At 39.2% G+C, this 23611-nt stretch carries 29 protein-coding genes; 4 read left to right on the top strand and 25 right to left on the bottom strand.

Annotated features, from left to right (window positions below):
- Positions 1-11: 11 nt before the first annotated feature.
- The 20 genes from H561_RS0112425 to H561_RS0112335 all read right to left on the bottom strand — a co-directional run bounded on the left by H561_RS0112425 (position 12) and on the right by H561_RS0112335 (position 15015).
- Positions 12-749, bottom strand: coding sequence for a metallophosphoesterase family protein (locus H561_RS0112425; RefSeq protein ID WP_027387315.1), 738 nt, complete (start codon positions 747-749; stop codon positions 12-14).
- 5 nt (positions 750-754) lie between these two features.
- The gene (locus tag H561_RS0112420; RefSeq protein WP_027387314.1) at positions 755-1297 is read right to left on the bottom strand and encodes an RNA 2'-phosphotransferase; all 543 of its coding nucleotides are present in this window, start codon (positions 1295-1297) and stop codon (positions 755-757) included.
- 11 nt (positions 1298-1308) lie between these two features.
- Entirely contained in the window at positions 1309-2250 is a 942-nt protein-coding gene (locus H561_RS0112415) for an ADP-ribosylglycohydrolase family protein (protein ID WP_027387313.1), read from the bottom strand.
- Positions 2250-2936: an SIR2 family NAD-dependent protein deacylase gene (locus tag H561_RS0112410; RefSeq protein WP_027387312.1), complete on the bottom strand. Its 687-nt coding sequence runs from the start codon at positions 2934-2936 to the stop codon at positions 2250-2252. The genes H561_RS0112415 and H561_RS0112410 overlap by 1 nt, the downstream gene beginning before the upstream one ends.
- 4 nt (positions 2937-2940) lie before the next feature.
- Positions 2941-3447: an O-acetyl-ADP-ribose deacetylase gene (locus H561_RS0112405; RefSeq protein WP_027387311.1), complete on the bottom strand. Its 507-nt coding sequence runs from the start codon at positions 3445-3447 to the stop codon at positions 2941-2943.
- Positions 3437-4345, bottom strand: coding sequence for an ADP-ribosylglycohydrolase family protein (locus tag H561_RS22430; protein ID WP_051349368.1), 909 nt, complete (start codon positions 4343-4345; stop codon positions 3437-3439). The genes H561_RS0112405 and H561_RS22430 overlap by 11 nt, the downstream gene beginning before the upstream one ends.
- Positions 4345-4983 carry a DUF4291 domain-containing protein gene (locus tag H561_RS0112395; RefSeq protein WP_027387310.1) on the bottom strand — a complete coding sequence of 213 codons (639 nt, stop codon included), beginning with the start codon at positions 4981-4983 and terminating at the stop codon, positions 4345-4347. The genes H561_RS22430 and H561_RS0112395 overlap by 1 nt, the downstream gene beginning before the upstream one ends.
- Positions 4984-5023: 40 nt before the next feature.
- Positions 5024-5794, bottom strand: coding sequence for a TIGR02452 family protein (locus H561_RS22425; RefSeq protein ID WP_228372266.1), 771 nt, complete (start codon positions 5792-5794; stop codon positions 5024-5026).
- Positions 5795-5803: 9 nt separating this feature from the next.
- Entirely contained in the window at positions 5804-6211 is a 408-nt protein-coding gene (locus tag H561_RS0112385) for a hypothetical protein (protein ID WP_027387309.1), read from the bottom strand.
- 15 nt (positions 6212-6226) lie between these two features.
- Positions 6227-6700 carry a macro domain-containing protein gene (locus H561_RS0112380; protein ID WP_027387308.1) on the bottom strand — a complete coding sequence of 158 codons (474 nt, stop codon included), beginning with the start codon at positions 6698-6700 and terminating at the stop codon, positions 6227-6229.
- Positions 6701-6712: 12 nt separating this feature from the next.
- The gene (locus H561_RS0112375; protein WP_027387307.1) at positions 6713-7618 is read right to left on the bottom strand and encodes an NAD(+)/NADH kinase; all 906 of its coding nucleotides are present in this window, start codon (positions 7616-7618) and stop codon (positions 6713-6715) included.
- A gap of 56 nt (positions 7619-7674) precedes the next feature.
- A complete protein-coding gene (locus tag H561_RS0112370; protein WP_027387306.1) occupies positions 7675-8679 on the bottom strand; it encodes an SPFH domain-containing protein in 1005 nt (334 codons plus the stop codon).
- An 81-nt stretch (positions 8680-8760) separates the two neighbouring features.
- Positions 8761-8889 carry a hypothetical protein gene (locus tag H561_RS24385; protein ID WP_262486241.1) on the bottom strand — a complete coding sequence of 43 codons (129 nt, stop codon included), beginning with the start codon at positions 8887-8889 and terminating at the stop codon, positions 8761-8763.
- 30 nt (positions 8890-8919) lie between these two features.
- Positions 8920-9462, bottom strand: a complete 543-nt coding sequence (locus tag H561_RS0112365) for an NADAR family protein (protein ID WP_034762130.1) — start codon at positions 9460-9462, stop codon at positions 8920-8922.
- 110 nt (positions 9463-9572) lie between these two features.
- The gene (locus H561_RS0112360) at positions 9573-10268 is read right to left on the bottom strand and encodes an NUDIX hydrolase (RefSeq protein WP_027387304.1); all 696 of its coding nucleotides are present in this window, start codon (positions 10266-10268) and stop codon (positions 9573-9575) included.
- Positions 10269-10374: 106 nt separating this feature from the next.
- A complete protein-coding gene (gene lepA, locus H561_RS0112355; RefSeq protein WP_027387303.1) occupies positions 10375-12171 on the bottom strand; it encodes a translation elongation factor 4 in 1797 nt (598 codons plus the stop codon).
- Between the two features lie 117 nt (positions 12172-12288).
- Positions 12289-13290 (bottom strand): glycine zipper family protein, encoded by a 1002-nt coding sequence (locus H561_RS0112350; RefSeq protein ID WP_027387302.1) that lies wholly within the window; start codon positions 13288-13290, stop codon positions 12289-12291.
- Positions 13291-13384: 94 nt separating this feature from the next.
- Positions 13385-13894, bottom strand: a complete 510-nt coding sequence (locus H561_RS0112345; RefSeq protein WP_027387301.1) for a hypothetical protein — start codon at positions 13892-13894, stop codon at positions 13385-13387.
- A gap of 6 nt (positions 13895-13900) precedes the next feature.
- The gene (locus tag H561_RS0112340; RefSeq protein ID WP_027387300.1) at positions 13901-14446 is read right to left on the bottom strand and encodes a hypothetical protein; all 546 of its coding nucleotides are present in this window, start codon (positions 14444-14446) and stop codon (positions 13901-13903) included.
- A 17-nt stretch (positions 14447-14463) separates the two neighbouring features.
- Positions 14464-15015, bottom strand: a complete 552-nt coding sequence (locus H561_RS0112335) for an RNA polymerase sigma factor (protein ID WP_027387299.1) — start codon at positions 15013-15015, stop codon at positions 14464-14466.
- Between the two features lie 339 nt (positions 15016-15354).
- Here H561_RS0112335 and H561_RS0112330 point away from each other — a divergent pair, with 339 nt between their 5' ends.
- The 4 genes from H561_RS0112330 (at position 15355) to porW (ending at position 19889) form a co-directional block, all read left to right on the top strand.
- Positions 15355-16104 (top strand): Rossmann-like and DUF2520 domain-containing protein, encoded by a 750-nt coding sequence (locus tag H561_RS0112330; protein ID WP_027387298.1) that lies wholly within the window; start codon positions 15355-15357, stop codon positions 16102-16104.
- Entirely contained in the window at positions 16094-16612 is a 519-nt protein-coding gene (locus tag H561_RS0112325; protein WP_027387297.1) for a KdsC family phosphatase, read from the top strand. Before H561_RS0112330 ends, H561_RS0112325 begins: the two co-directional genes overlap by 11 nt.
- Positions 16613-16621: 9 nt before the next feature.
- Positions 16622-17176: a Maf family protein gene (locus tag H561_RS0112320; RefSeq protein ID WP_027387296.1), complete on the top strand. Its 555-nt coding sequence runs from the start codon at positions 16622-16624 to the stop codon at positions 17174-17176.
- Between the two features lie 85 nt (positions 17177-17261).
- Positions 17262-19889 (top strand): type IX secretion system periplasmic lipoprotein PorW/SprE, encoded by a 2628-nt coding sequence (gene porW, locus H561_RS0112315; RefSeq protein ID WP_027387295.1) that lies wholly within the window; start codon positions 17262-17264, stop codon positions 19887-19889.
- Between the two features lie 64 nt (positions 19890-19953).
- On the opposite strand, the gene tsaB is transcribed toward porW, so the two are convergent.
- From tsaB to H561_RS0112290, 5 genes are all read right to left on the bottom strand, one after another.
- Complete coding sequence (gene tsaB, locus H561_RS0112310; protein ID WP_027387294.1) at positions 19954-20640, bottom strand: tRNA (adenosine(37)-N6)-threonylcarbamoyltransferase complex dimerization subunit type 1 TsaB; 687 nt, start codon at positions 20638-20640, stop codon at positions 19954-19956.
- An 81-nt stretch (positions 20641-20721) separates the two neighbouring features.
- Positions 20722-21471 (bottom strand): SDR family NAD(P)-dependent oxidoreductase, encoded by a 750-nt coding sequence (locus tag H561_RS0112305; protein WP_027387293.1) that lies wholly within the window; start codon positions 21469-21471, stop codon positions 20722-20724.
- Positions 21472-21550: 79 nt separating this feature from the next.
- Positions 21551-21922 carry a YraN family protein gene (locus H561_RS0112300; RefSeq protein WP_027387292.1) on the bottom strand — a complete coding sequence of 124 codons (372 nt, stop codon included), beginning with the start codon at positions 21920-21922 and terminating at the stop codon, positions 21551-21553.
- 47 nt (positions 21923-21969) lie between these two features.
- Complete coding sequence (locus H561_RS0112295) at positions 21970-22899, bottom strand: S66 peptidase family protein (RefSeq protein ID WP_027387291.1); 930 nt, start codon at positions 22897-22899, stop codon at positions 21970-21972.
- Entirely contained in the window at positions 22896-23582 is a 687-nt protein-coding gene (locus H561_RS0112290) for a LysE family translocator (protein WP_027387290.1), read from the bottom strand. Before H561_RS0112290 ends, H561_RS0112295 begins: the two co-directional genes overlap by 4 nt.
- Positions 23583-23611: the final 29 nt, after the last annotated feature.

Raw genomic sequence — 23611 nt, 5'->3', positions numbered from 1 at the left:
CTGCTGTTTTTCTATTCAATCCGGTTTCTACCGTTTTCATTAGGGTATAAAAAAGGCAGCGGATCACTTTGCCAGTATTCTTTGGTATTAATATCCATTATGGACAGCACTCCGGTAAAAGCGGCACCGGTATCCAGGTTCCAGACATTGGCTTTATGAACCGGTTTTGTGCTTCCCAGATATAAGGTTGGTGTGTGACCGACGAATATTTCGCTGTACAGAAGCAGGCGTTTCGGATAAAGTGCTGAGTTTTTAGATAATTTTCGATCCATGGCAACGGCTGTTTCCCAAAGGGTTCTGTCCCAGCGGTAATTACTGGTATAGACTTCTTTTTCCGGACCATGCATAGAGGAATATCCCGCGTGAATAAACAGGCGGTTGTACTCATCCACATAATAATTTTTCAGATTCTGAAAAAATTCAAGATGCCGGTCCAGATCTTCCGGATCATAATCCGAATAACTGTTAACGGTACTTTTGCCGCCGTTGGAAAGCCATACGTTTTCGCTTCTTCCGAAACACAGCCAGTCTTCACACCAGGCATCGTGGTTTCCTTTGATGAAAATACATTCCTGCCTGCCGGAAAGTTCTATTAAAAACTGAATAACCCGGGAAGACCCGCTCCAGCCATCCACATAATCCCCGAGGAAAATCAGGGTATCTTTTTCAGTAACTCCGGCTTTTTCCAAAACCTGTATCAATGCTTTAAATCCACCATGGATATCCCCTATTGCCAATGTTCTGCCCATATCATCTACTCCACAATATATTTAGGGTGCACAAAATCCGTCAGCCAGACTTCATTTTCTGATAAATAAAATTCTATTCCATCCTCAAACATTTTTCCTGTGCTTATGGTGAGAATTATCGGCTTTCCATGACGCATTCCAACGTTTGTTGCAGTTTCCTTATCGATGCTTAAATGAACATGCTGCCGGCTTCTTTTTTCAATCCCTTTTTCTAAAATGGATGCTGCATTATTTTGAGCGGTTCCGTGATAAAGAAATTCCGGTGGCTGTTGTGCAATTAAGGCCAGGTTTATATCAATCGAATGTCCCTGGCTGGCTCTGATCTTTGTTTTATCTTCATTAAAAGCAAATCTTTTTTTACTGTTGGTCTGTACTATTTCATCCAGCTCTTCAAAAGTAAAAACCTGAGAGTCATTTTTGGATTTTGTGATCAGCTCTTCAACATTTGCCCAGCCGTTCTCATCCAGATTCAAATCAATGAGTTCGGGATGGTGCCTGAGAACATAACTCAGGAATTTGCTCGTCTTTTTCTTTTGTTGTTCATTCATGGGTTGGTGTTTTATTTCATTAATTTCTTCTCTAATTTATCGCATAAATTTTCAATATCTTCTTTCCTCACCAGTTCAGAAATCCATTCTTCAGGAATATTTTCAAAACCATAATATATTCCGGAAAGCCCGCCTGCAATGGCTCCGGTGGTATCGGTATCTTCTCCTAAATTGACGGCTTTTAAAACCGCTTCGGCATAACTTTCAGAATTTAGAAAACACCATAACGAGGCTTCTAAACTGTGGAGAACGTAGCCACTGCTTTTAATTTCATCTTCATGATAAATTGAAATATCATTTTTTAAGATTCTTTTAAAAAGTATAATTTCATTTGGATTAAAGCCTTGATTTTCTGCAAATTCCAAAGATATTTCCTGTACATAATTGTATGCTTCTGTTTTATCTTTTCCTTTAATCAGTTCAACAGCAAAAATTACGTAGATGAAACAGGCAAAAACAGAACGGAAATGCCCGTGTGTAATGGCCGAAACTTCTTTTACGGTCTGATAAATTTTCTCAATATCTTCTTCATCTTTAAGATAAAAAGCCAGGGGAAGGATCCTCATCAAAGAACCATTCCCATTATCTTCCTCAAAAATATTTCCTGAAAATTTTGCACTTTCACCTTTAATCAGTCTTGCAATAGAATGTCTTGTTGTTCCGCCAATATCAAAAAGCCTTCCGTGAGCTGTCCAGTGTCCATATTTATTCCATTTTACAAAACTTTGCCCGATTTTTTCCAGATCATAGCCTTTCGTTAATTCGTCGGCAAGACAAAGTGTTAATGAGCTGTCATCGCTCCACGTTCCTTTTGGTTGATTCCAAGACAGGTATTCCAGCATTTTTGTGACCGGAGCTTTTTTCAGGTCTTCCCTTTTTTTGAATTCTACCGGCACACCCAAGGCATCACCGATACAAACGCCGAATATTCCGGCTTTTACTGCATTTTCCATTATGCGAGATTGACCAGTTTATCAAACAGCAATTTCATTCCCTGTGTGGCGGTCTCTTTCATGACGACGGCTCTCTGGCCATAGCCGAAGCCGGTTTCATTCGGGTTGATGACAATGAGAAGACAGTCATCTTTGATATCATGGATCAATCCTGCTGCCGGGTACACCTGCAGAGAAGTTCCGATCACCAGAAAAATATCGGCTTCCTTAGCCTGTTTCGCCGCTTCTTTCATCAGCGGAACCTCTTCCCCGAACCATACAATAAAAGGCCGCAGCTGGGCGCCGTCTTCTGCTTTATCCCCGATCTTAATATCCTCTTTCTGTTCGTAAATCAGGCTTTTATTATTGCAGGAACATGATTTGAACAGTTCCCCGTGAAGGTGGAGGATATTTGAAGATCCCGCCCTTTCATGTAAATCATCGATGTTTTGAGTGATAATTTGAACTTCGAAATGTTTTTCTAACCCTGCAATGAGTTGGTGAGCATCGTTCGGTTCCACGTCATGAAGCTGGCGGCGTCTTTGGTTGTAAAATTCAAGAACCAGTTCCCGGTCTCTTCTCCAGCCTTCCGGACTGGCTACATCCGTTACATTATGGTTTTCCCAGAGCCCGTTTCCGTCCCTGAAGGTTTGTATTCCGCTTTCGGCGCTGATTCCGGCACCGCTTAGTATGGTTAGCTTTTTCATTGTGTTATTCTAATAGCCTTTTATAAATATTTTCATTTTCATCATCAAAACAGACAAAAATAACTTTTTGTATGACGTCTGATCTGAAGTTTTTTACCTCATCGACCGCAATTTTCCCGGCAAGTTCTTTCGGAAACCCATAAACTCCTGTACTGATATTGGGAAAAGCAATTGTATTGACCCCAAGGCTTTCAGCCAACGCTAAAGAATTTTTATAGCAGTTTGCTAATAATGCTGAGCACTTTTCTTTATCATTATTCCAAACCGGACCCACGGTGTGAATTACATATTTTAACGGAAGATTTCCGGCTGTTGTTACGACTGCTTCTCCGGTGCTGCATTTCCCCTGTTTATTCCTGATTTCCCTGCATTCTTCCAGAATCCGCGGGCCTCCTGCGTGATGGATGGCACCATCAACGCCGCCTCCGCCAAGTAATGCTGAATTGGCTGCATTCACGATTGCATCTGCTTTTATTTTGGTGATGTCACCTTTGATCAATTCAATGTTCATAAAATTTACTTTTTTTCCAGTTTTCTACATTTCTTGTCCAATCTAAAATTGAATTTTTATCACTGCATAAAATACTTATTCCTCCTGCCATTGCACAGGTAGTATCCCTGTCGCCTAGAGCTGAAACGGTATTCCAAATACATTCTTCAAAATTGTCTCTATATCTTGAAAGCATCCAGATCACTATTGGAACCGTATCCTGAGCAGTCATTTCAATTCCGTTTCCCAGAGTTTTGACTAATAATTCAATACTTGGATTTCCATCTAAATATAAGGCTTTGTTCAATTTGCTTTTCATATCAGAATCCTTTAACTCATGTTGGATCTTCTTAATAAAATCTTCCTGATGAAATTTTGCAGTTCCTAAATTCTCCTGAACGGCTAATGCTGCAGCCAGTGCAATGGCTTTCGTGCCTTCGATCGCTTCTTTATTGGCATGGGTCACTTCACAGGAAAGTTCTGCATTAAGTTTAAGCTTATCCCAATCATCATAAAAATAGGCTCCGATTACTGAAGCCCTCATTGCTCCGCCATTGCCCATTGAGCCTTGCCCTTCAAATTTTGAATAAGAAACTTCTTTCCAGTTTTCCCCATCTTTTATAGCCCTAAAATATGAATGCATTGAAGGTCCGTATCCTCTGTTGATATCTAAATAATAGTTCTTTGTAAACTCTTCTGCCAAAAATATCTGGTCGATTTCCCCAAATCTTTCCAAAGATTTAAAAACGGCAATCGCCATAATAGTATCATCTGTAAAATCTAAAGAACCGTCCGGAATCAGCTGCTGATGAATATAATTTTTGATCAGCTTTTCTTCACCGAAAAAGCTTTCTCCGAAAGCATCACCAATGGAAATTCCTGTAAGCGATTTTGAAGCAAGTAAGAGTTTGTCTTCCATTATTTATTTAGCATTAACTTTTTATTTAAACCTTCATCGTCAAACAGCAACGGTTTTTCTTCAGGCAGCATCAGATGGTCCAGATCACTATTCAATACAAACTGATGTTGCTCTTTCACAAAATCTGAAATATCATCAATTGAAATAATATCATTTTGAGCAAAAGATGTAATGAAATCATTTCTCAAACCTACCTGAATTGCCCTTCTCTCTGATTTTCCTCCAAAAGGATCATGATCCGGATCCCATTGCAGCCTCACAGAAGATTCCTTTACCTGATCCTTCCATTCCTCCCTCGAAATTCCCAATTTGTCATCGTATGAAGAATAAACGGCATTTCCCAGATATGTTTTAAAGGCTTCCATTTTTAAATGAATTGCCAAAACATATTCCTGACCTTCTTTTGTCCCCCATCTGTTTCGGTACATCATCCAAAGAAAGTTCGGTTTGATCCATGTCATTCTTTCCAGACTGAAAGCGCCGCCAAAATATTGATTTTTAACGGCAAATTCGCTAATTTCTTTCCGGTAAGACTGATAGACAACGATTTTCTCATCATCATATTGAGCCATGATATGACGCCCTTGCTGTGGCCAATCCTGTAGTTGTTCTTTATATTTTTTTAATTTGAGTTGCATTTTATTTCTTCAAACGGCTTTATCATTTCCTCCTTTTTTGTCAAAATTGCAAAAACCACTCTTTTAAATTTATTTTTATACTTTCCATGAAGATGCTTTTTAAACAGTTCAGCAATTTCATTCGGGTCATTTTTAAAAACGCCGCATCCCAGGCTCCCAATATCAAGGTTTCATTTCCCTGATGTAAAGCCAATGCCAGCATTTTATCAGCTCTTACATCCATCGCTCCAAAAATTTCATGAATTCTCTCCAGTTCCTGACGTTTTACGACCCCTGCATTCACTGCGGGAGAAGTGATGAAGTTACATAAAACAGGTTTTCGCAGCAGTTCTCCTTTGTCTTTCCTGAAAACCGGAACTTTCGGGCTGTAAATCATCGTATCGGTGTAGAAGCAGGACTTCATTGCCCGGTGGGTTTCATAATACGTCCAGCCTTTAAGCAATGATTCGTACAGTCCCGAAGTCCTTGCCAGGCTTTCTTCCTGTGCTTCCGCGCCGTTCATAAAACCACCGCCCGGATTTTTTGCCGATGCAAAATTCAGGCACATTTTTTTTTCCTGGTTCTCTTCTTCAGATAATTGTAAAATTGCTTTTACCGAACTGCATCTCCAGACTTCAAATTTTGTTTCGAAATTGATTTCCGGAAGCGGATTTTCTATCATTTCCGATAATTCTTCGGATGAAAATAAATCGGTTTCTTTAGTACAGATTTCCATTTCACTTTTTATGCTGATTCTCTCTTTATGATCGTTTATGTAATATTTTTTGGCTAAAATTTCCAAAGTATCTTTTGCCATTCCTTTATTGGTCATCGTTAATTTTTATTGTTTAATAATAAAATGTTCTATCTCCGTACTGGCAGGTTCTTTAAATTCTTTCCCTATGAATACTTTGATCACTTCAATATTTCCCACAATGGCCTGATTGAAAGCCTCCAGTTCTTCTGAAGGAACCCACAGTTCATTATGATTTCTTGCTCCGACATTCTGCACCTGATATTTATCTGTTTCATCTTCCGATACTTCAAATCTGGTTACGAAGCCGAGATAATTTCCCGCTTCATCACGGGTGTTCCATTTTTCGGCAATTTCGGAAGCGTAGCCTTCATCCAGGACAGGATAGAAAATGGGCTGCCATTCAAGTCTCGGAGGAAATTTTCTGTAGTGGCTTGCGATAATCAGCATCATTTCCTTTTCACCTACAGGTCTGTATAGTTTTATCGTTTTCATGGTTCAATTTAATTTTTAGTTAAAATCATAAACGTATACTTCTACATCATTGCTGAGTAAGGTCCTTTCGATGATGGGCTCAATCTCTTCCCACTTCCCTCCTGCCAGACCGCAGCCGATCCTTGGCATATGAATACCTGCACCCATTTTTAAAGCTTCATCTGAAAGTTTCTCCAGGCACTTTTCGACAGCCTCATACCGGATAGGAGGAATTCCTTTAGAATCCGTAATCGTTTTATGCTGGCCAATCATATTGCAGACCCATAGGTCATTCTCTACCCTAACCATTCGAATCTGTCCAAGCTCAAAGTTTTCTTTACTGCTGAACCATTGTCTATAATCATCTTCCGGTTCTTTCCATCTTTTCGAAATGGCTAAAACGAAACCTTTTCCCCAGCCTCCGATATCATTGCAGAGATGGGCAACGATTTTATTCCCCACGATTTGGGGGTTTGTTGCATCACTTTTTAAATATGTTATCGTCTTCATTTTTTTTATTTTTTATATTACCAAAACCGCTTCTTCTTCTGAAAGCCTTATTTCTGCCGTAGCGCCGCTGTTAAACTGCAGGAAATCCTGTTCAATTCCGTCACTGAATATAAAACCATTATTCGGCATTAACGATTCTATAACCAGCGTACTGCCTTTTTTCAGCATGCCGCCACAGATGCCGGTTTGTGTCCGGATACTTTTAAAAGGCTCCCTCACTGCAAAATACAGGTCTTCTTCATTCAGATCCGGATATCCGGGATCAGCTATGCCTGAAATCCCGTAGGCCATATTAAAAATAGAACTCAGCCATCCTGTGCTTCCGGTTTTTGTAGAGACAATAATCCCGCTGGAAGAGTGAGTTTCCTCTTTTCCGTTCAGCATAATCTTATATCTTGCCGAAGCATGGGAGGAAATCCCGATGAACAGGTCATTCACGGCTAATAGTTTTTGTCTGTCATTCAGTACTGCTTCGGCAAACCTCATCTTCTTTGAACTAAAATCTTCGTTAATAACGGAATTTACTCCGTTCATAAAATTTTTTACTGTGAAGGGAAGCAATACGCCATCATATCTTTCTTCATCAGGATTAATGGCGATCATCGGGATATTTTTGGAATATTTGGCGACGTTGGCCACCAATCCGTCCTGCCCGATGACAACAATCAGATGGTTATCAGAAAAAATATAAGACGGCACAAACTCTCTTTCGATTAATTTATTTTTAATGACTTTGGAAAGTCTGGTCTGAATCTCCAGGAATGAACGGTAAAACTGTTCATGCTCTTCTACATATTCCTGAAAATTCCCTCCCGAGCTTTCAATATAAAACTGAGCCTGTGCTTTGGTGTTAAACCTTTCTGTCAGAGATTCAAGCCTGGTTTTATTTTTAATGATGATGGCATACTCTATTTTCATGACTCATACTTTTTTGAATTCAAATATACTGATCGTTTCCTTTTCTTTTTTCTGCTTTAGTGTTTCAGAATAGTTTCCAGTAGGTCAGGACTGATATTAAGGTGACCTATTTTTCCTGCATTTTCCGCAAGTTCCCTGAAGGCTAAAGCTATGTTGTTTTTTGCATCCTGCTTTCCGCTCAAAGCATTCAGTATCTTCCAGTCCATTTCCTTGTACGGTTTCAGAGAAGTTTCCAGAACGTATCCTTGGGTTTCCGCTTCTTTCCTGTCGTTTTCAGTTTTCTGTTGGATCAGCTGCTTTCTCTGGCTTTCAACAGAAATGTCAGCTGCCAGCTTCATTTCTCTCAGGATCCTGTTGTTTTCTTCCTGCTGCACTTCGGTTTCCATCCTTTTCTCCTCGATCTGCTTTTGTTTTTCCTCTACGGCAATTTCGGTATTCAGTTCGGATTCTTTTATTTTTCTTTCCTGCTCCACCGCAAAATTCCTTCTTTCATAAATCGCTTCATCAGCCTGCTGCTGTAGCTTTTCCCTCGTTTCGGTTTCCAGCGCCCTTGCCATCTCAGGCGTGGTCTGAACCGCCAGGATACTGGCTCCCATAATTTCGATGCCCATGGTTTTCACAGCTTCTGAATTCATCAGTCCTTCCATGATATTGGCTTCAATCTGCTTTGCAGAACGGATCGCATCTTTTAAACTCAGCTCATGGATAAAGGAAGAGGTAGAGGTCTGCGCCAGGTTGATGATTCTCTGGTTCAGCTTTTCCATATCATTTTTCTTATATACCCCGGATTCATTTACGGTAAAGTCCAGCGTATTGGAAAGTGCTTTCGGATCGGTGATTTTATAACTGATCTGTCCCTGAATTCTTACCGTCTGGTAATCCAGCGTATTTTCATTAAAAATAAACGGCAGGTCATTGCTCCCCATCGGAATCGCAACAATAGATGAATCCGGTGCGAAATAAAAGAAAGATAATCCTCTTCCTTCTTTAACGATTTTACCATTGCTGAAATGAATCACGTAGGTCATTGAATCGAATTTGATGTGTCTGAAACCGAACATAGCTTTAGGTTTTTAAAATTAATATTTGTGTTATATTTACGCTAATTGAAAAGGACATAATTCTGCACCTGGTTTAATAAATTATACTTTACGGTACATGACATCTGTTCTCAAAACATACTTCAATCCACTGATCAGTGTTTTCCTTCGTGCCTTAACAGATAAATCTTCGATCGGAAAGATTTGCGGATGCAGTTCTGTCTTTTCCATAATGAATAATTTTGTGTTTGATGATCGTTTTTATCCCTTCAATTCATCCCTGGCTTCCATTAATGCAAAGCCTAAAAGATTCTCACCATTCCACTGCAATGGATTTTCTGCCCTTGGATCCGTTTCAGTCATTCCGATTCCCCAAACGGTATCACAAGGACTGGCCTCTACCAAAATCTTATTATCCGTTGACAGAAGAAAAGCTTTTAAAGGCTGATGCTGTGAGAACTTCAGAAAGTTTCCCTGTCTTACGATTTCATATTTGTGCCTGTCCCAAATCTGAGGATCGAAATTCCTGACTTTTCTTCCCAGGCTTTTTACCTGATTAGGAGTTTCCGAATTTAATATTTCCTTTAGAGTTTCATGGTCATCAAATAATTCTGCTTTTCCCGCCATCATGTAGTGTTCTGCCGTTTTGTATATGATTCCTTTTTCTTTAAACGCAGCGGGAAACCACTGGCTGAAGCAGGCTTTTGTTACTTCATCTTTTACGGTATGCCCCCAAAAGAAAAGAAACGGTAATTTTTCTTTATGCTGGAACCGTTCAATGATATCTTTTACTGTATATTTCATTATTGCGTTATTTTTACACAAATTTAAAAGAATATAATTTTACACTCCAAATATATTTGTGTTTATTTTACGCTAATAAAATTAAAGTATTGATTTACAGCAATAAAAATTTATTTGATCTCGAAATAGAAACCTGCTTCTTCAAGCGCTTTATATTTTCCCTGATTGAAGGTAAACAGTTTTCCGGGCCTTCCGCTGCCTTCTTTTTTAAGATTTGCCGTTTCGTTCAGAAGCCCGTAACTCATGATTTTCTTACGGAAGTTCCGCCGGTCGATTTCCTGTCCGATGATAGTTTTGTAGAGATTCTCAAGATCTGAAAACGGGAATTCCTCATTAAGGAGATTAAAGCCGATCGGCTGGTACTGGATTTTCGTGCGGAGCCTCTTTAAGGCAATATCAATAATAGACTGGTGATCAAAAGCCAGCTTGGGAAGCTGATTGACACTGAACCACTGGGCATCAGCGGCATCTGAATCGGCAAACAGTTCGTGATAGGAAGGATTCACAAGGCCCAGATACGCTACGGAAACCACCCGGTTTCGGGGATCCCGGCCTACATTGCCAAAGGTATACAGCTGTTCCAAAAAATCAGGTTCTATGCCTGCTTCTTCATGCAGTTCTCTTCTAACCGCATCATCCAGGTTCTCATCATCCAGGACCAGGCCTCCCGGAAGGGCCCAGCCTCCTTTGAAAGGATCAATTTTCCTCTTAATCAGCAGGATCTGTAAATCCTTTTTATCAAAATATCCGAAAATTACGGCGTCTACCGCTACTTTTATATCCTGTAACTTCTTTGAAGGCTTCATTGTCTTAATTTGTGTTGTGAATACACAAAATTACGACTTAGATTTTATTTAAAAAATTATTCAGATCATAAACATAAAAAAACCGCTTCAGTGAAGCGGTTTATATTTAATCATTAAGCTTTAATACAGCCATGAATGCCGACTGAGGGACTTCCACCCTTCCGATCTGCTTCATTTTCTTCTTCCCTTCCTTCTGCTTTTCCAAAAGTTTACGCTTTCTGGAAATATCCCCTCCGTAACATTTTGCAGTAACGTCTTTTCTTAATGCCTTGATGGTTTCTCTCGCAATAACTTTTGCTCCCAACGCAGCCTGAACCGCAATATCAAACTGCTGTCTCGGGATCAGCTCACGGAGTTTTTCACACATTTTCTTACCGATATAGTAGGCATTGCTGTCGTGGATCAATGAAGATAAAGCATCTACCATATCTCCGTTGATCAGGATATCCATTTTTACCAACTTAGAAGAACGCATTCCGATTGGCGAATAATCAAATGAGGCATATCCTTTGGAAATAGACTTTAAACGGTCATAAAAGTCGAAAACCACCTCAGCCAAAGGCATATTGAAGGTCAATTCAACTCTGTCTGCCGTCAGATAACTTTGGTTGACGATTTCACCTCTTTTCTCAATACACAGCGTCATTACAGCTCCTACGAAATCAGATTTTGTAATAATAGAAGCTTTAATATATGGTTCTTCCACTCTGTCTAAAAGATTGGGGTCAATCATTTCAGACGGGTTATTAATTAGAATAGCAGTTTCAGGATCTTTTTTGGAATATCCATGGTATGACACGTTGGGAACTGTTGTAATCACGTTCATATCAAATTCTCTCTCAAGTCGTTCCTGAACAATTTCCATGTGAAGCATTCCTAAGAATCCGCATCGGAAACCAAAACCAAGAGCCGCAGAACTTTCAGGTTCGAAAACCAGAGAAGCATCATTCAGTCTTAATTTTTCTAAAGAGAATCTTAATTCTTCAAAATCCTCAGATTCTATCGGATAAATTCCGGCAAAAACCATAGGTTTCACTTCTTCAAAACCATCTATCGGAGCCTCAGCAGGATTCACAAAAGAAGTAATCGTATCTCCCACTTTTACTTCGCGGGCATCCTTAATTCCGGAAATGATATAACCTACATCACCACATTCAATGGTTTTCTTCGGAACTTGTTTTAGTTTCAAAGTTCCTACTTCATCAGCACCATATTCTTTTCCTGTAGCGAAAAACTTAATCTTCTCATTTTTAGAAATACTTCCGTTAACGACTTTAAAATATGCTTCAATTCCTCTGAACGGATTGTAGACGGAATCAAAGATTAAAGCCTGAAGCGGCGCTTTCGGATCTCCAACAGGAGCAGGAATTCTTGCAACGATCTGTTCCAACAAATCATGAACACCTTCACCGGTTTTTCCTGAAACCCTAAGAACATCTTCATATTTACATCCAATAAGTCCCATAATTTCGTCGGTAACTTCTTCAGGATTCGCAGACGGAAGGTCAATTTTATTTAGAATAGGAATAATTTCCAGGTCATTTTCTAAAGCCAGATACAAATTACTGATCGTTTGTGCCTGAATACTTTGTGCCGCATCTACAATAAGAAGTGCACCTTCACAGGCCGCAATCGAACGGGAAACTTCGTAAGAAAAATCTACATGTCCCGGTGTATCGATCAGGTTTAGAATATATTTTTCGCCATTAAGCTCATAATCCATCTGGATCGCGTGGGATTTTATCGTGATCCCGCGTTCTTTTTCCAGATCCATATCATCCAGCGTCTGAGACTGCAGCTCTCTCTGGGTTACCGTATTGGTATATTCCAGCAGGCGGTCTGCCAGCGTACTTTTACCGTGGTCAATATGGGCGATTATGCAAAAATTTCGTATGTTTTTCATTTAAGAACCTTGTAATTGGCAAAGATAAGAAAAAGAGAGATAATATCTGATTCTTAATTGTCCGTGTGAAAATTAGGAATATATAAATCCTGATGATAGAAATAATTGTGAGCTTTACTATTGAAAAGTATATTCTCCCGTAAGAGGATCGATATAAATATTGGAAAGCTCAGCATTAGAATTTCTTCTGTTGGATCCTGAAGAATCGACTGCTGCGCCGATCAGGGCACCGACCATTCCTCCCATCATCGCTCCTACCATTGCGCCGTTGTTATTTTGCGGCGGGAATAATTCTAATCTTGAAGACACTACATAATATCCTTTGTCATCTTTTCCCATCTCCAGAAAACCTACAGGGGTCAGACGATAGGCTTTTCCGTCTTCCACATATCCGAATATTTCTTCTCCGGAAACCATAAGGTTTTCCCGGTTTTTAATACCTGTCACCCTGCCTTTCTTATTTTTATCGACATAATATCCTTCCTGAGGCTTCTGTAAGGAAAACGATCTGAAATCCGTGTAAACTCCGGCGGTAAGCGCAGGCACATTCAGATATTTAATATTGTTACTTACAATGGATTCATAATTGTTAAGTTCAGCTTCAGGCACCGGAGTACTCAAAGCAATATGAGCATAGGAATCATTAATTAAAGTAGAAAAAATGGTTGAAATTGCAGAAGAAACAGCTTTTGGAATATTAGGCGTAACCTTGGAATTAAAATCCAGCGTATTGTTGTAGTGGTTGATAAAATAATACTTTCCGTTCCTGTTGATGAAACTGCTCACCTTAACTTTCGCTTTTGCCAGACCTGTTTCTTTAAAATTACTGATGGTAATTTCTTCCAGCAATAAGGTGACATCATTATTTCCCCTGATTTTATTATCCCCTGCAAACCAGGATTCTATATAATTTTTCACATTCTCATCAGTAAACTTTATCTGGACGGCCTCTCCTTTATAGGTTACCGTTCCCGGATTTTTATCGGCCCTGTTATCAATTACCATAAGAGATTTCGTCCGGGAAAACCTGTCTTTGATACTCTGGCTTAGTTTAATGAATTCCACCTTCTGTGCCGTCATTGATGCTGAAAGCAGTAAAAAGAAAATAATTTTTTTCATAATCAGAATTTCCCGTAAAACTAAGCATTAGATTTAAATTAAACGACTCTCACAATAAATTGCAAGAGTCGTCCAACATTAAAAAAATAAACTATTATGGGTTTTGCCTTGGTTTCGCAGCATTCTCATTCCCCCGGGGTTTTCTTTCATTCATTTTATCTCTCATCATCCCCTCAGACTGAAAAAGCTTTAAAACTTTCTGGCAAGGAATAATCTGCTGCATCCTATCAGCATATTTTTTTCTATTATCCAGCAGCTTCTGCCCCACTTCAAAACTCTGCTGCAGTTTGGCTTTCGCTTCATCATCAGACAGTGTTTCAGCATTGAAATTGGCATTAAACTGGCTTTTGATCTGCTTCTGGCTTTCCAGATATTCATTATAAATATCCGTAAATTCATCTTTATCACCGGGATCTATAGCCAGGTTATCCATCACCATATTATTCCGGAACGTATTGAGAAGCACCTTTCGCTCTTCAGGAGAAAGATTGTTAATGACTTCTTTTCTCTGCTTAGGATTCATCTTTTTCCAGTCGTAATCCGTTTTCTGGGCATTCAGACCAAAAGCATACAACATAAAAAGCGTAAATAATATCTTTTTCATCATCCTTTAATTATATAAATCCAAATAAACATCCTGTGTTGCATTACTTGCCAATTCTGAAATTTCAGAATTCGAAAAGGAATCCAGGAATGCATTCATCTGAGCTTCACTTTCTTTTGAAACAGGTTTTGCCGTTTGGGCTTCTATACCTGTTGAGGCCTTTTCCGTTTTATTTTCTCTTGCTAAAGACTTTTTACTCTGTCCGCTTTCAATTGTTTGATTATTACTTTCCACAGAAGTTAAATCAGATTTCAATGTTTCGTAAGCGATCTGGCTTTCCGATTTTTTTTCCGGGTTATTATTCGCAACATAACCTTTCTGAGAGTTTTCGGAACCTTCTGATGTTTCATTGGATGAATTAAAAACAAAAGTCGCTCCAAAAATCAATGCCAGTGACGCCGCCGCTGCATACACCCAGTTCAGTCTGAATACAGGGGCTTTTTTACGGGCCTTCAGATCACTCATCACTTTCTCCTGAATATTTTCAAACAAATAATCAGGTGTCCGGTAAATGTTTTTACGCTCCAGGTTTTCTATATCAAAATCTTTCATTTTCTTATTTTCAAAAATTATCTTTCGAAATTTTCTTTAACATGTTCTTCTATTTTTTGTTTGGCATAATGATAATTCGTTTTCAGCGTGCCTACTGACATATCTACAATTTTAGATATTTCTTCATAAGGCAGATCATCATAATACCGCATCATAAATACCAGTTTCTGCTTTTCCGGCAGGCTTTGTATGGCATTCTGTAACAGGATCTGTATTTCTTCAGCATCCCCTTCCGTATTATCGGCGATCAGGTTCTGCATGTAATATTCCGGATCTTCATCCGTTTTCTGCATTCTTTTCAGCTTGTTGATCTGCTGTAATGCCTCATTGGTTGCAATTCTGTACAGCCAAGTATAAAGCTGGCTATCATTTTTAAACTGATGAAAATTCTGATAAGCTTTAATGAAGGTTTCCTGCAAAGTATCCTGAGCAAGATCTCCATCCACAATAATTCGTCTTATGTGCCAATACAATCTGCTTTGATAAGCATCCATCAGGGCGCGGACTCCTTTTTCCTGAGTCCGTGGGTTTTGCATCAACGAAATAATTTCCGCGTCCTTAATCTTCATAAGATGCTTTCATTGTTTTGGATTACAAAAATAATTGAAAGTTAAATTATACATTCAACTTTTAGTCCAATATCTGAGTTAAATATAAGAAATATCCTGTTCTTCGTCCTATGACTATGCCCAAATGATTAAAAATAAATTCTCCTGTCCAGTTTATCCGTGAAAGGTTGATCAATTACAGTGGGTATTAAATATTGTATATACCGTTCAAAATACTATTCCATACATCAAACCTGTAAATTATCTGTGGCCTGATGCCTATTAGCAAACATAAATAATTTTCATACCGGCTTATTTAACTTCCTTTTAAAACTGGCATGAAAACCCTATCTTTGCTTAATGCAAACTGTAATCATCGGTTCCGGAAACGTAGCGTATCATTTCGCTAAAGCTTTTGTTCTCAATGCTATCCCTGTGGCTCAGATTTTTGGCAGGAATGAAGAGCAATTAAAAAGCATTTCTGAGGAATTACACATTCCATTTTCAACTAAAAAACTAAATGAATCGGATATTTATATCATTTGTGTGAGTGATGAGTCTGTAGGAGAGGTTTCCCGGCTCATTACTGAAAAAAACTGTCTCGTAGCCCATACGTCAGGGTCACTTCCGATCGATATTTTAGCGGGGAAATACAGGAAATCAAGCCTTTATCCTTTACAGACCTTTTCAAAATTAAAGACCCTGGATTATCACCAAATTCCGTTCTTTATTGAGGCTGAAAACAGAGAGGATATGAAAACATTATCTGATATTGCTTCCGCCATTTCCAGAAATGTAATGGAAAGCACTTATGAAAAAAGGAAATACATTCATCTTACCGCAGTGTTTGCCTGCAATTTTGTCAACCATCTTTTTTCAAGAGCAAAAGAAATTTCAGATGCCCAGGAAATCCCGTTTGATTATTTTTTACCGCTGATCGACGAAACCGTTCAGAAAATTCATGAGATTGAACCGAAATCCGCACAAACCGGTCCTGCCGTAAGAAACGACAAAAGAATCCTGGAATTGCATGAGCAACTGCTGAAGGATGAAAGTCTGGATATTTATAAAACAATGAATCATTCTATTCAGAAAATGTATGAGTTATAAAGAGAAATTAAAAGATATAAAAGCATTTGTATTTGATGTTGACGGCGTTTTTACTGACGGGAGCGTTTATCTTCTTCCCGGCGGGAATATGTGCCGGGTAATGAATGTCCTGGACGGATATGCTGTGGTAAAAGCTTTGAAAAACAATTATTTAATCGGAGTTATTACCGGAGGAAATGATGAAATGGTAAAGCACAGGATCAATTATCTCGGCATTGAGGACTATTATCCGAAATCCCCCGATAAGATGATTGATTTTGAAGATTTTAAAGCAAAACATAATCTTACGAATGCTGAAATTTTAACGATGGGAGATGATATTCCTGATCTGCATATTATGAAAAACTCTGCTGTTGCAGCCTGTCCGGAGAATGCGGTTCCGGAAATCAAAGCAATTGCCACCTATATTTCACCGAAAAAGGGGGGAAGCGGGGCTGTGCGCGATGTTATCGAACAGGTCATGAAAGTTCAGGGAAACTGGCATGATGACAATACCCAATCTGTTTAATTATTGAAAATGAAACTATTATTAGCCTCACAGTCTCCCAGGAGGAAAGAACTTTTGTCCAGCTTAGGTTTTGAATTTGAAGTGGTGAAGATCGATTGTGAAGAGATTGTTCCCGGGCATATTACAGCAGGCGAGTCTGCAGCTTATTTATCTGAATTAAAATCGAATGCTTTCCGTAAACTGGAAGAGGGTGAAGTCCTGTTAACGGCAGATACCGTCGTAGCCATTGATAACCAGTTTTTGGGGAAGCCGGAAGATGAGGACGATGCCAGGAAAATGCTTAGCCTTCTTTCCGGAAGAACCCATCAGGTATATACCGGGATTACCATTAAAACTTCAGATCAAACCATTACGCAGACTGATGTTGCCGATGTGGAATTCAATACCATTACAGATGATGAGATCGAATATTACATTCAGCATTACAAACCTTTTGACAAGGCAGGAAGCTACGGGATCCAGGAATGGTTCGGAATGGCAAAAATCAATAAGATAAACGGCAGTTTTTATACGATTATGGGCCTTCCCACCCATCTGGTTTATAAAATTTTGAAAGAAATATAATAGATTTCCCTGTAAAATTTTATTATTTTTACAAAATCATCAAACTACTTATAATAAAAAGTATATTAGCGAGTTATATTAAATAATGAAAAAGAATATCTTATTCCTTTTGATACTCTGTCTTGCTGCTTCCTGTGCTACAAAAACCAAGAAGCCGGAACAGCGATCGAAGTTCATGAAAGGATTTACCACATATTACAATACCTTATTCAATGCCAAGGACGCATTAAATAATGAATTTGAGACAAGAGATAAAGCCCATAAAGACAATTTTTATGCGCCGTTTATCCCCATCCTTACTTATGAGGACCAGCCATTGGGGAGTGACCTTGGACAGTCTTCAGCTTTTGCTGAAAACTCAATGAAAATGGCTGAAGTCAACAGGCCCTCCCAAAGCAGCAACGGAAGAGAAAGCTCTCCATCCATGCAGCCAGGATTGTCCGGAGGTCCAACCATGCCAGGCGGAACGGGAAATGCAACGGGAGCAGGGAGCCCTAACCAGCCAGAACAGAAAGGAGCCAGCACACTGGAAATTGCTGAAGCCAAAGCTTTGAAAGCCATTAATAAATATTCTGTGGTCAGACACGGGGAGGAGCAGAACAAACAGATTTTTGATGCTTATATGATCCTTGCACAGGCCAGGATTTACAGAGGAAAGTCATTGGAGGCCTTGGATGCCCTGAACTATGTTTTTACCCATATGAAGGACGACAAAAGAATTCCTCTGGCAAGAATTTATCAGGGCTTGGCTTATGATCAGATAAAAAATTACCACAAGGCCCATGAAGTTTTCGCAAAATTAAAAAGCGAAAAAATCAGCAAGCAATATGAAAAGCTGTTAAGCATCTACTATTCTGAATCGCTTCTGGATGCAGGTAAAAAAGAAGAAGCCGTAAAAGAGCTGAATAATGCTTTCGAACTCAACAGCAACAGAAAACTGAAAAGCCGGATTGCTTACCTGAGAGGGCAGGTCTTAGAGAATCTCAATCAAAATGAAAAAGCACGGGAAAGCTTCATGGCTGCTTACAAGTATGCCAATGATTTTGAATTTGAAGTAAAATCCCAGATTGAAATTGCCAAAACTTTCAACGGCAATGGAGATTACAGCGGAGCCAGAAAATACCTTGAGGACATCAGCACAAAAGGCACCTACGGTTCCAGAAAGAACGAGTTTTATTATGCTTTGGGACTTATGGCCAACAAGGCCGGAAAAAAGGACGAAGCTCAGGAATATTTCAGGAAATCACTGGCAGAAAAAGTTTCAGACGGACAGATCCGTGGATTGGCGTATTATGAAATCGGAAAAGGGTATTTAGATAAAAACGATTATATCGGGGCAGGGGCCTATTATGATTCTGCTTTAGCAGTGATGACCTATGAACCATCAAAGGTTCTTTTGGCGGATCAGTCCGTCTACATCAAGAAGATCTCTAAAAATTATTATATGATCAAGAAGAATGACAGTATTCTGAACCTGGCCAAGATGTCTCCGGAGCAGAAAACCGACTTCTTCTCAAAATATATTGCCAAAATAAAAGTTAAGGAGGAAAAAGATGAACTGGAAAGAAGACGTGCGGAGAGAAGCAAGGGATTTGATACGGGAGATTACAGTGCAGCTTCAATTTTTGCCAACAGCTCAAATTCTTTTGAAGATTTCGGAGTGACCAACAGAGGATTTTATTTTTCCAATACAGGAACGGTTTCAAAAGGAACCCAGACCTTTAAACAGACCTGGGGAGACAGGGCTTTGGTAGATAACTGGCGTTCATCAAAAAAAATGGCTACGATTGAGGATATGAAAAACGATGCTCTGGGAACCACCAAAGCACCGAATCCAAGGCGTTTTGAGCCTACTTTTTATATTGAACAGATTCCGACGGATATGGCAAAGCTGGATCAGCTGAAAAAGGACAGGGACACTGCTTCATTAGGATTAGGGGTAATGTATCAGAATTATTTTACGAATACTCCTCTGGCTACCAAAACCCTCTATGACTTGGTTGATGTAAAGCCTGAAGAAAAAGTAATGCTGCAGGCACTGTATGAAATCTTTGCGATGAATCACCTGAAAAACCCGCAGGTGGCAGAAAGAGCCAAACAGATCCTCTTAAAAGATTACCCGTATACTTCTTATGCCGAGTTTGCAAGAAATCCGAAAAACAGTACGTTTGTAAAATCTTCCGAGGATGTTGAAAGCCAGTATAAACAGGCATTCGCATTGTATGAATCCGAAAAATTCGGGGACAGTAAAGACATCATTGATCAGACCATCCAGAAATATCCTAAGGATGCGCTGGTTCCGAAACTGTATTTATTAAATGCATTCAACTCAGGAAAATCAAGTGGGAAAGAGGTAATGATCCTTCAGCTGGAACAGATTGTTTTAAATTATTCCAAAACCCCTGAAGGAGAAAAAGCGAAGGAAATGCTGAATTATCTCAAGACCGATCTTTCATTCCAGCCAACGGATAACAAAGGAAATGCATTATCTAAAAATCCCGCGGCTATGGGCAATAACATTCCTCAGCAGCCCGGTCAGACTAACGCTATAGGTATACCACAAAATCCGGGGAACGGACAGATGAGCAATCCCCAGCCTACGCAGCCATCCGGCAACGGCATTAATGGCAACAGGCCAAGAAGAAAACAGAATAATAGCAACCAGCAAATGCAGCCATCAGACATAAACTCGGTTCCTGCAAAACTACAATAAACAAAAAAGCGGAGAATTATTCTCCGCTTTTTTTATGATATGCAATTGCTTATTTATTTTGTAATTACATCGGATCTGATGGTCTCTTTTTCTTCACGCCATGAAAATCCTTGAGATAAAACGGCTCAAAATACGCAATATCTTCAAACTCCTCATGATGAATTTTGTCAATAGTCTTTTTGATCAGATACTGTGCGGAAGGGTAAACATTTTCATTAAATTCAGCATCAGGAAACTGAAAAATTTCTTTTGCTTTCAAGGCTCCGTCTCCTATAAACAGTACTTTTTTATCTTTATATTCCTTAAATGAGGTTTCATCCAAAATCTTTGCTTCCGTTCCGGAGATTTCATCACCTGTTTTCCCGTCGTAAACTGCTGTATAAACTTCCATTCTCCTGGCATCGATCAATGGGATAATCAGATCAAAATTCTGGCCCAAAAAAGGCGCTATCATGCTTTCCATAGAATTGATAGCAATCAAAGGGACTTTTAAACCATAACAGAAGCCCTTCGCTGATGAAGAACCAATTCTTAACCCTGTGTAAGAGCCCGGGCCCTGTCCTAAAGAAACCGCTTCAATATCCTGTATTGAAATTCCGGCCCCTTCTAAAGCCCATTCTACAAATGTGTGAAGGCTTTCAGACTGTTTATAATTTTCAGAAACTTCTTCGGTTAAGCACAATAACTTTTCATCATCTGAAATAGCTACCGAACAGTTTTTTGAAGAGGTTTCAAGATATAAGATTTTCATTTTTTTAATTTAATAGCATTACACGATTTATCAATTCATAAATGGCGAAACGCTCTGCAAATTTAAGCCATTATTTCGAGACTATTTTCTGTAAATAGTTCTGGGTTCTGCCTGAGCAGCAGGGTAGATGGTCATATCAGAAATGCATACATGTTTCGGTGCATTAATGCAGTAGGCTATTGAATCTGCGATATCTTCAGCTTTTAAAGGTTCATATCCTGCATACACTGTAGCTGCCCTTTCACTATCTCCTTTGAACCTTACCATAGAAAATTCTGTTTCCACGGCTCCGGGCTGGATATTGGTTACCTTAATCCCGAATTCAGTCAGCTCAAGTCTCATCCCTTCGGATATAACATCAACTGCTTTTTTAGTTGCACAGTACACCACGCCGTTTGCATAGGTCTGCCTTGCTGCTACGGAACTGATGTTTATAATATGTCCGGAATTTTTTTCCTTCATTCCCGGAATAACCATTTTAGAAACATACAGCAGGCCTTTTACATTGCCGTCAATCATCGAATCCCAGTCATCTGTTTTACCGGCAGAAAGAGGATCCAGGCCGTGGGCATTCCCTGCATTGTTAATCAGGACATCGATATTCTTCCATTCCTGCGGAAGAGAGCTGAAAGCTGTTTCCACTTCACTAAGATTTCTTACATCAAACTTTAAACTAAATATTTCGGCAAATATGGAAAGTTCTTCTTTCAATGATTCCAAAACTTCAGTTCTTCGTCCGCAAATGATGATCCTGTTTCCCTGTTTTGCCAGAAGTTCTGCGGTAGACTTTCCTATCCCGGATGTGGCACCGGTAATCACTATTGTTTTCATACAAATTTTAATTTTTTAAATGTACCCCTTCATCTGATAATGCAACAATCATTGGCAAATGATATATTGCTATCATATTTTAGTTGGCATCGAATGCTTCGAAAGCATTAATAATATGTTCAATGACTAATTTTTTTTTCTCATCCGGAAGAACAGTAATTATATCAAACCTTACTTCCTGATGCTTATTAAATTCTTCCATATAATAGTTGGCTGCCGATACAATGGATTTGATCTTGGTTTTGGTCACCGCTTCCTGTGGCAGCATGAATGCATCCGTGGACCTGGCTTTTACTTCTACGATAATAATCTGGTTATCTGTTTCAGCAATGATATCTATCTCAGCTTTCTGAAACCGGAAATTTCTGACCAGTATCTGATAGCCGTTTTTCTGTAAAAATTCTACCGCCAAATCTTCTGCTTTTTTGCCGAAATCGTTGTGATCTGCCATTGGAGTTAAGGGTATAATATTAAAGTTCTGAAAGTAATGCCAGCAGCTTAAAAAAAAATCTTTACATCATCTTCAACCTTTATACTGATATTTCCACCAATAATCAAAGGCCTGTTATCTATGATGTGTCCGTTCGGGAAACCGAAAATCACAGGGAAATCATATTTTAAAATTCTTTCTGAAATCAGCCGGTAAGCGAATTCATCGAAGCTTTCTCCATATTGACCGTTTTCTTTCTCATCGCCCATGTTGGTCATTCCACCGACAATCAAACCTGAAATTTTATTGAAAACTCCTGCCAGTTCCAGACTCATGATCATCCGGTCAAGGGCATAAAAGCTCTCGCCGATATCTTCAATAAACAGAATTCTATTCTTAAATTTAAATGAATATTTTGTTCCCAGAAGCGCATAAATCAGGGCCAAATTCCCCCCGGTAAGCGGTCCTTCCACAGTGCCTGTTCTATTTAACGGATGTGATGCAAAATTATATTCCGGTCTTTTCCCTTCTAGAATATCGAAAATCAGATCATAGCTTTCATCAGTCACCCCAAAACTCGAAGTTTTAACGGTCTGTCCGTGGATGGAAGCAAACCCTTTTTTTAATAAATAACTCTGGACAACTGTATTATCGGAATATCCGATGTACCATTTCGGATGGTTCTTAAAACCATTGAGTTCTATATGCTCAATCAGATGCTGGCAACCATAACCGCCCCTGGAAGCCCAAACTGCAGAAATTTCACTGTCATTTAAAGCCCAATTGAAGTCTTTTATTCTTTCCTGTTCGGTTCCTGCGTAATTGTATCCGTTAGAGAACCTGGCGTACAGGTGTTCCCCCAAAACAGGTTCGTAGCCTTTATTTTTAATCATAGCGATCCCTTGCTCTAACTGGGAAGCTTCTACAGCTCCTGCAGGAGAAATAACCGCTATTTTCGCTCCCTTTTTAAGGGATTCCGGAAAGATTATTTTTTTCATTTCTGCTTTTGGTATTTTACTTCGGTCTTCTCGGCTTCTTCCAGACGCTTATCGAACTGATTGAATTTTTTAAAGCTCTGTAAAAAGATAAAGAAACTGAAGCCGATAAGAATGCCGCCGACGATTTTTCTGATTCTGTTGGCAAGGCTTTGGGTAAGCCTGTCGTGAAACTGTTTGGCCAGGAAGATTTTAATAAGGTCAATGAAAAGGTAAGTGCCTATCACAATTCCGATGTATAAAATAAAATTGCCGGTATCCGGATACTGATTCCTTACGGAAATCACCGTTACCAGCCAGAAAAGGATGACTCCCACATTTAAAAGATTAAAGAAAAAACCATTAATGAACGTCTTAAAATAGTTCTGGCTAATGATTTTTTCTTCACCGGACATATGCATCTTGGTTTTGGTAAACATCATTACAATACCGTAAGCAAAGATAAGTATCGCCGTAATTCTGTAAAAGCCAGGATGCTTGTCAATTAAAGTTACAATATCTGCACTTGCATAATAGGCTGCCAAGATACACAGTAAATCTGCGGAAATTACCCCGATATCCAATGCCAGAGCATGTTTGGGTCCTCTGGAAAAACTGGTTTCTATAAGAAGGAAAAAAATAGGTCCTATAAAAACCAGGCTCAGCATAAATCCTAATGCGACAGCAGATAATATAAGTTCAAACATGCAGTAATTTTTTAAATGAAAATAAAAAT

This window comes from Chryseobacterium gregarium DSM 19109, from assembly GCF_000430845.1.
In the GTDB taxonomy this organism is placed as follows: Bacteria; Bacteroidota; Bacteroidia; order Flavobacteriales; family Weeksellaceae; genus Chryseobacterium; species Chryseobacterium gregarium.
Note: the sequence above shows the minus strand (reverse complement) of the source record. Positions and strands in the feature narration are given on the sequence as shown.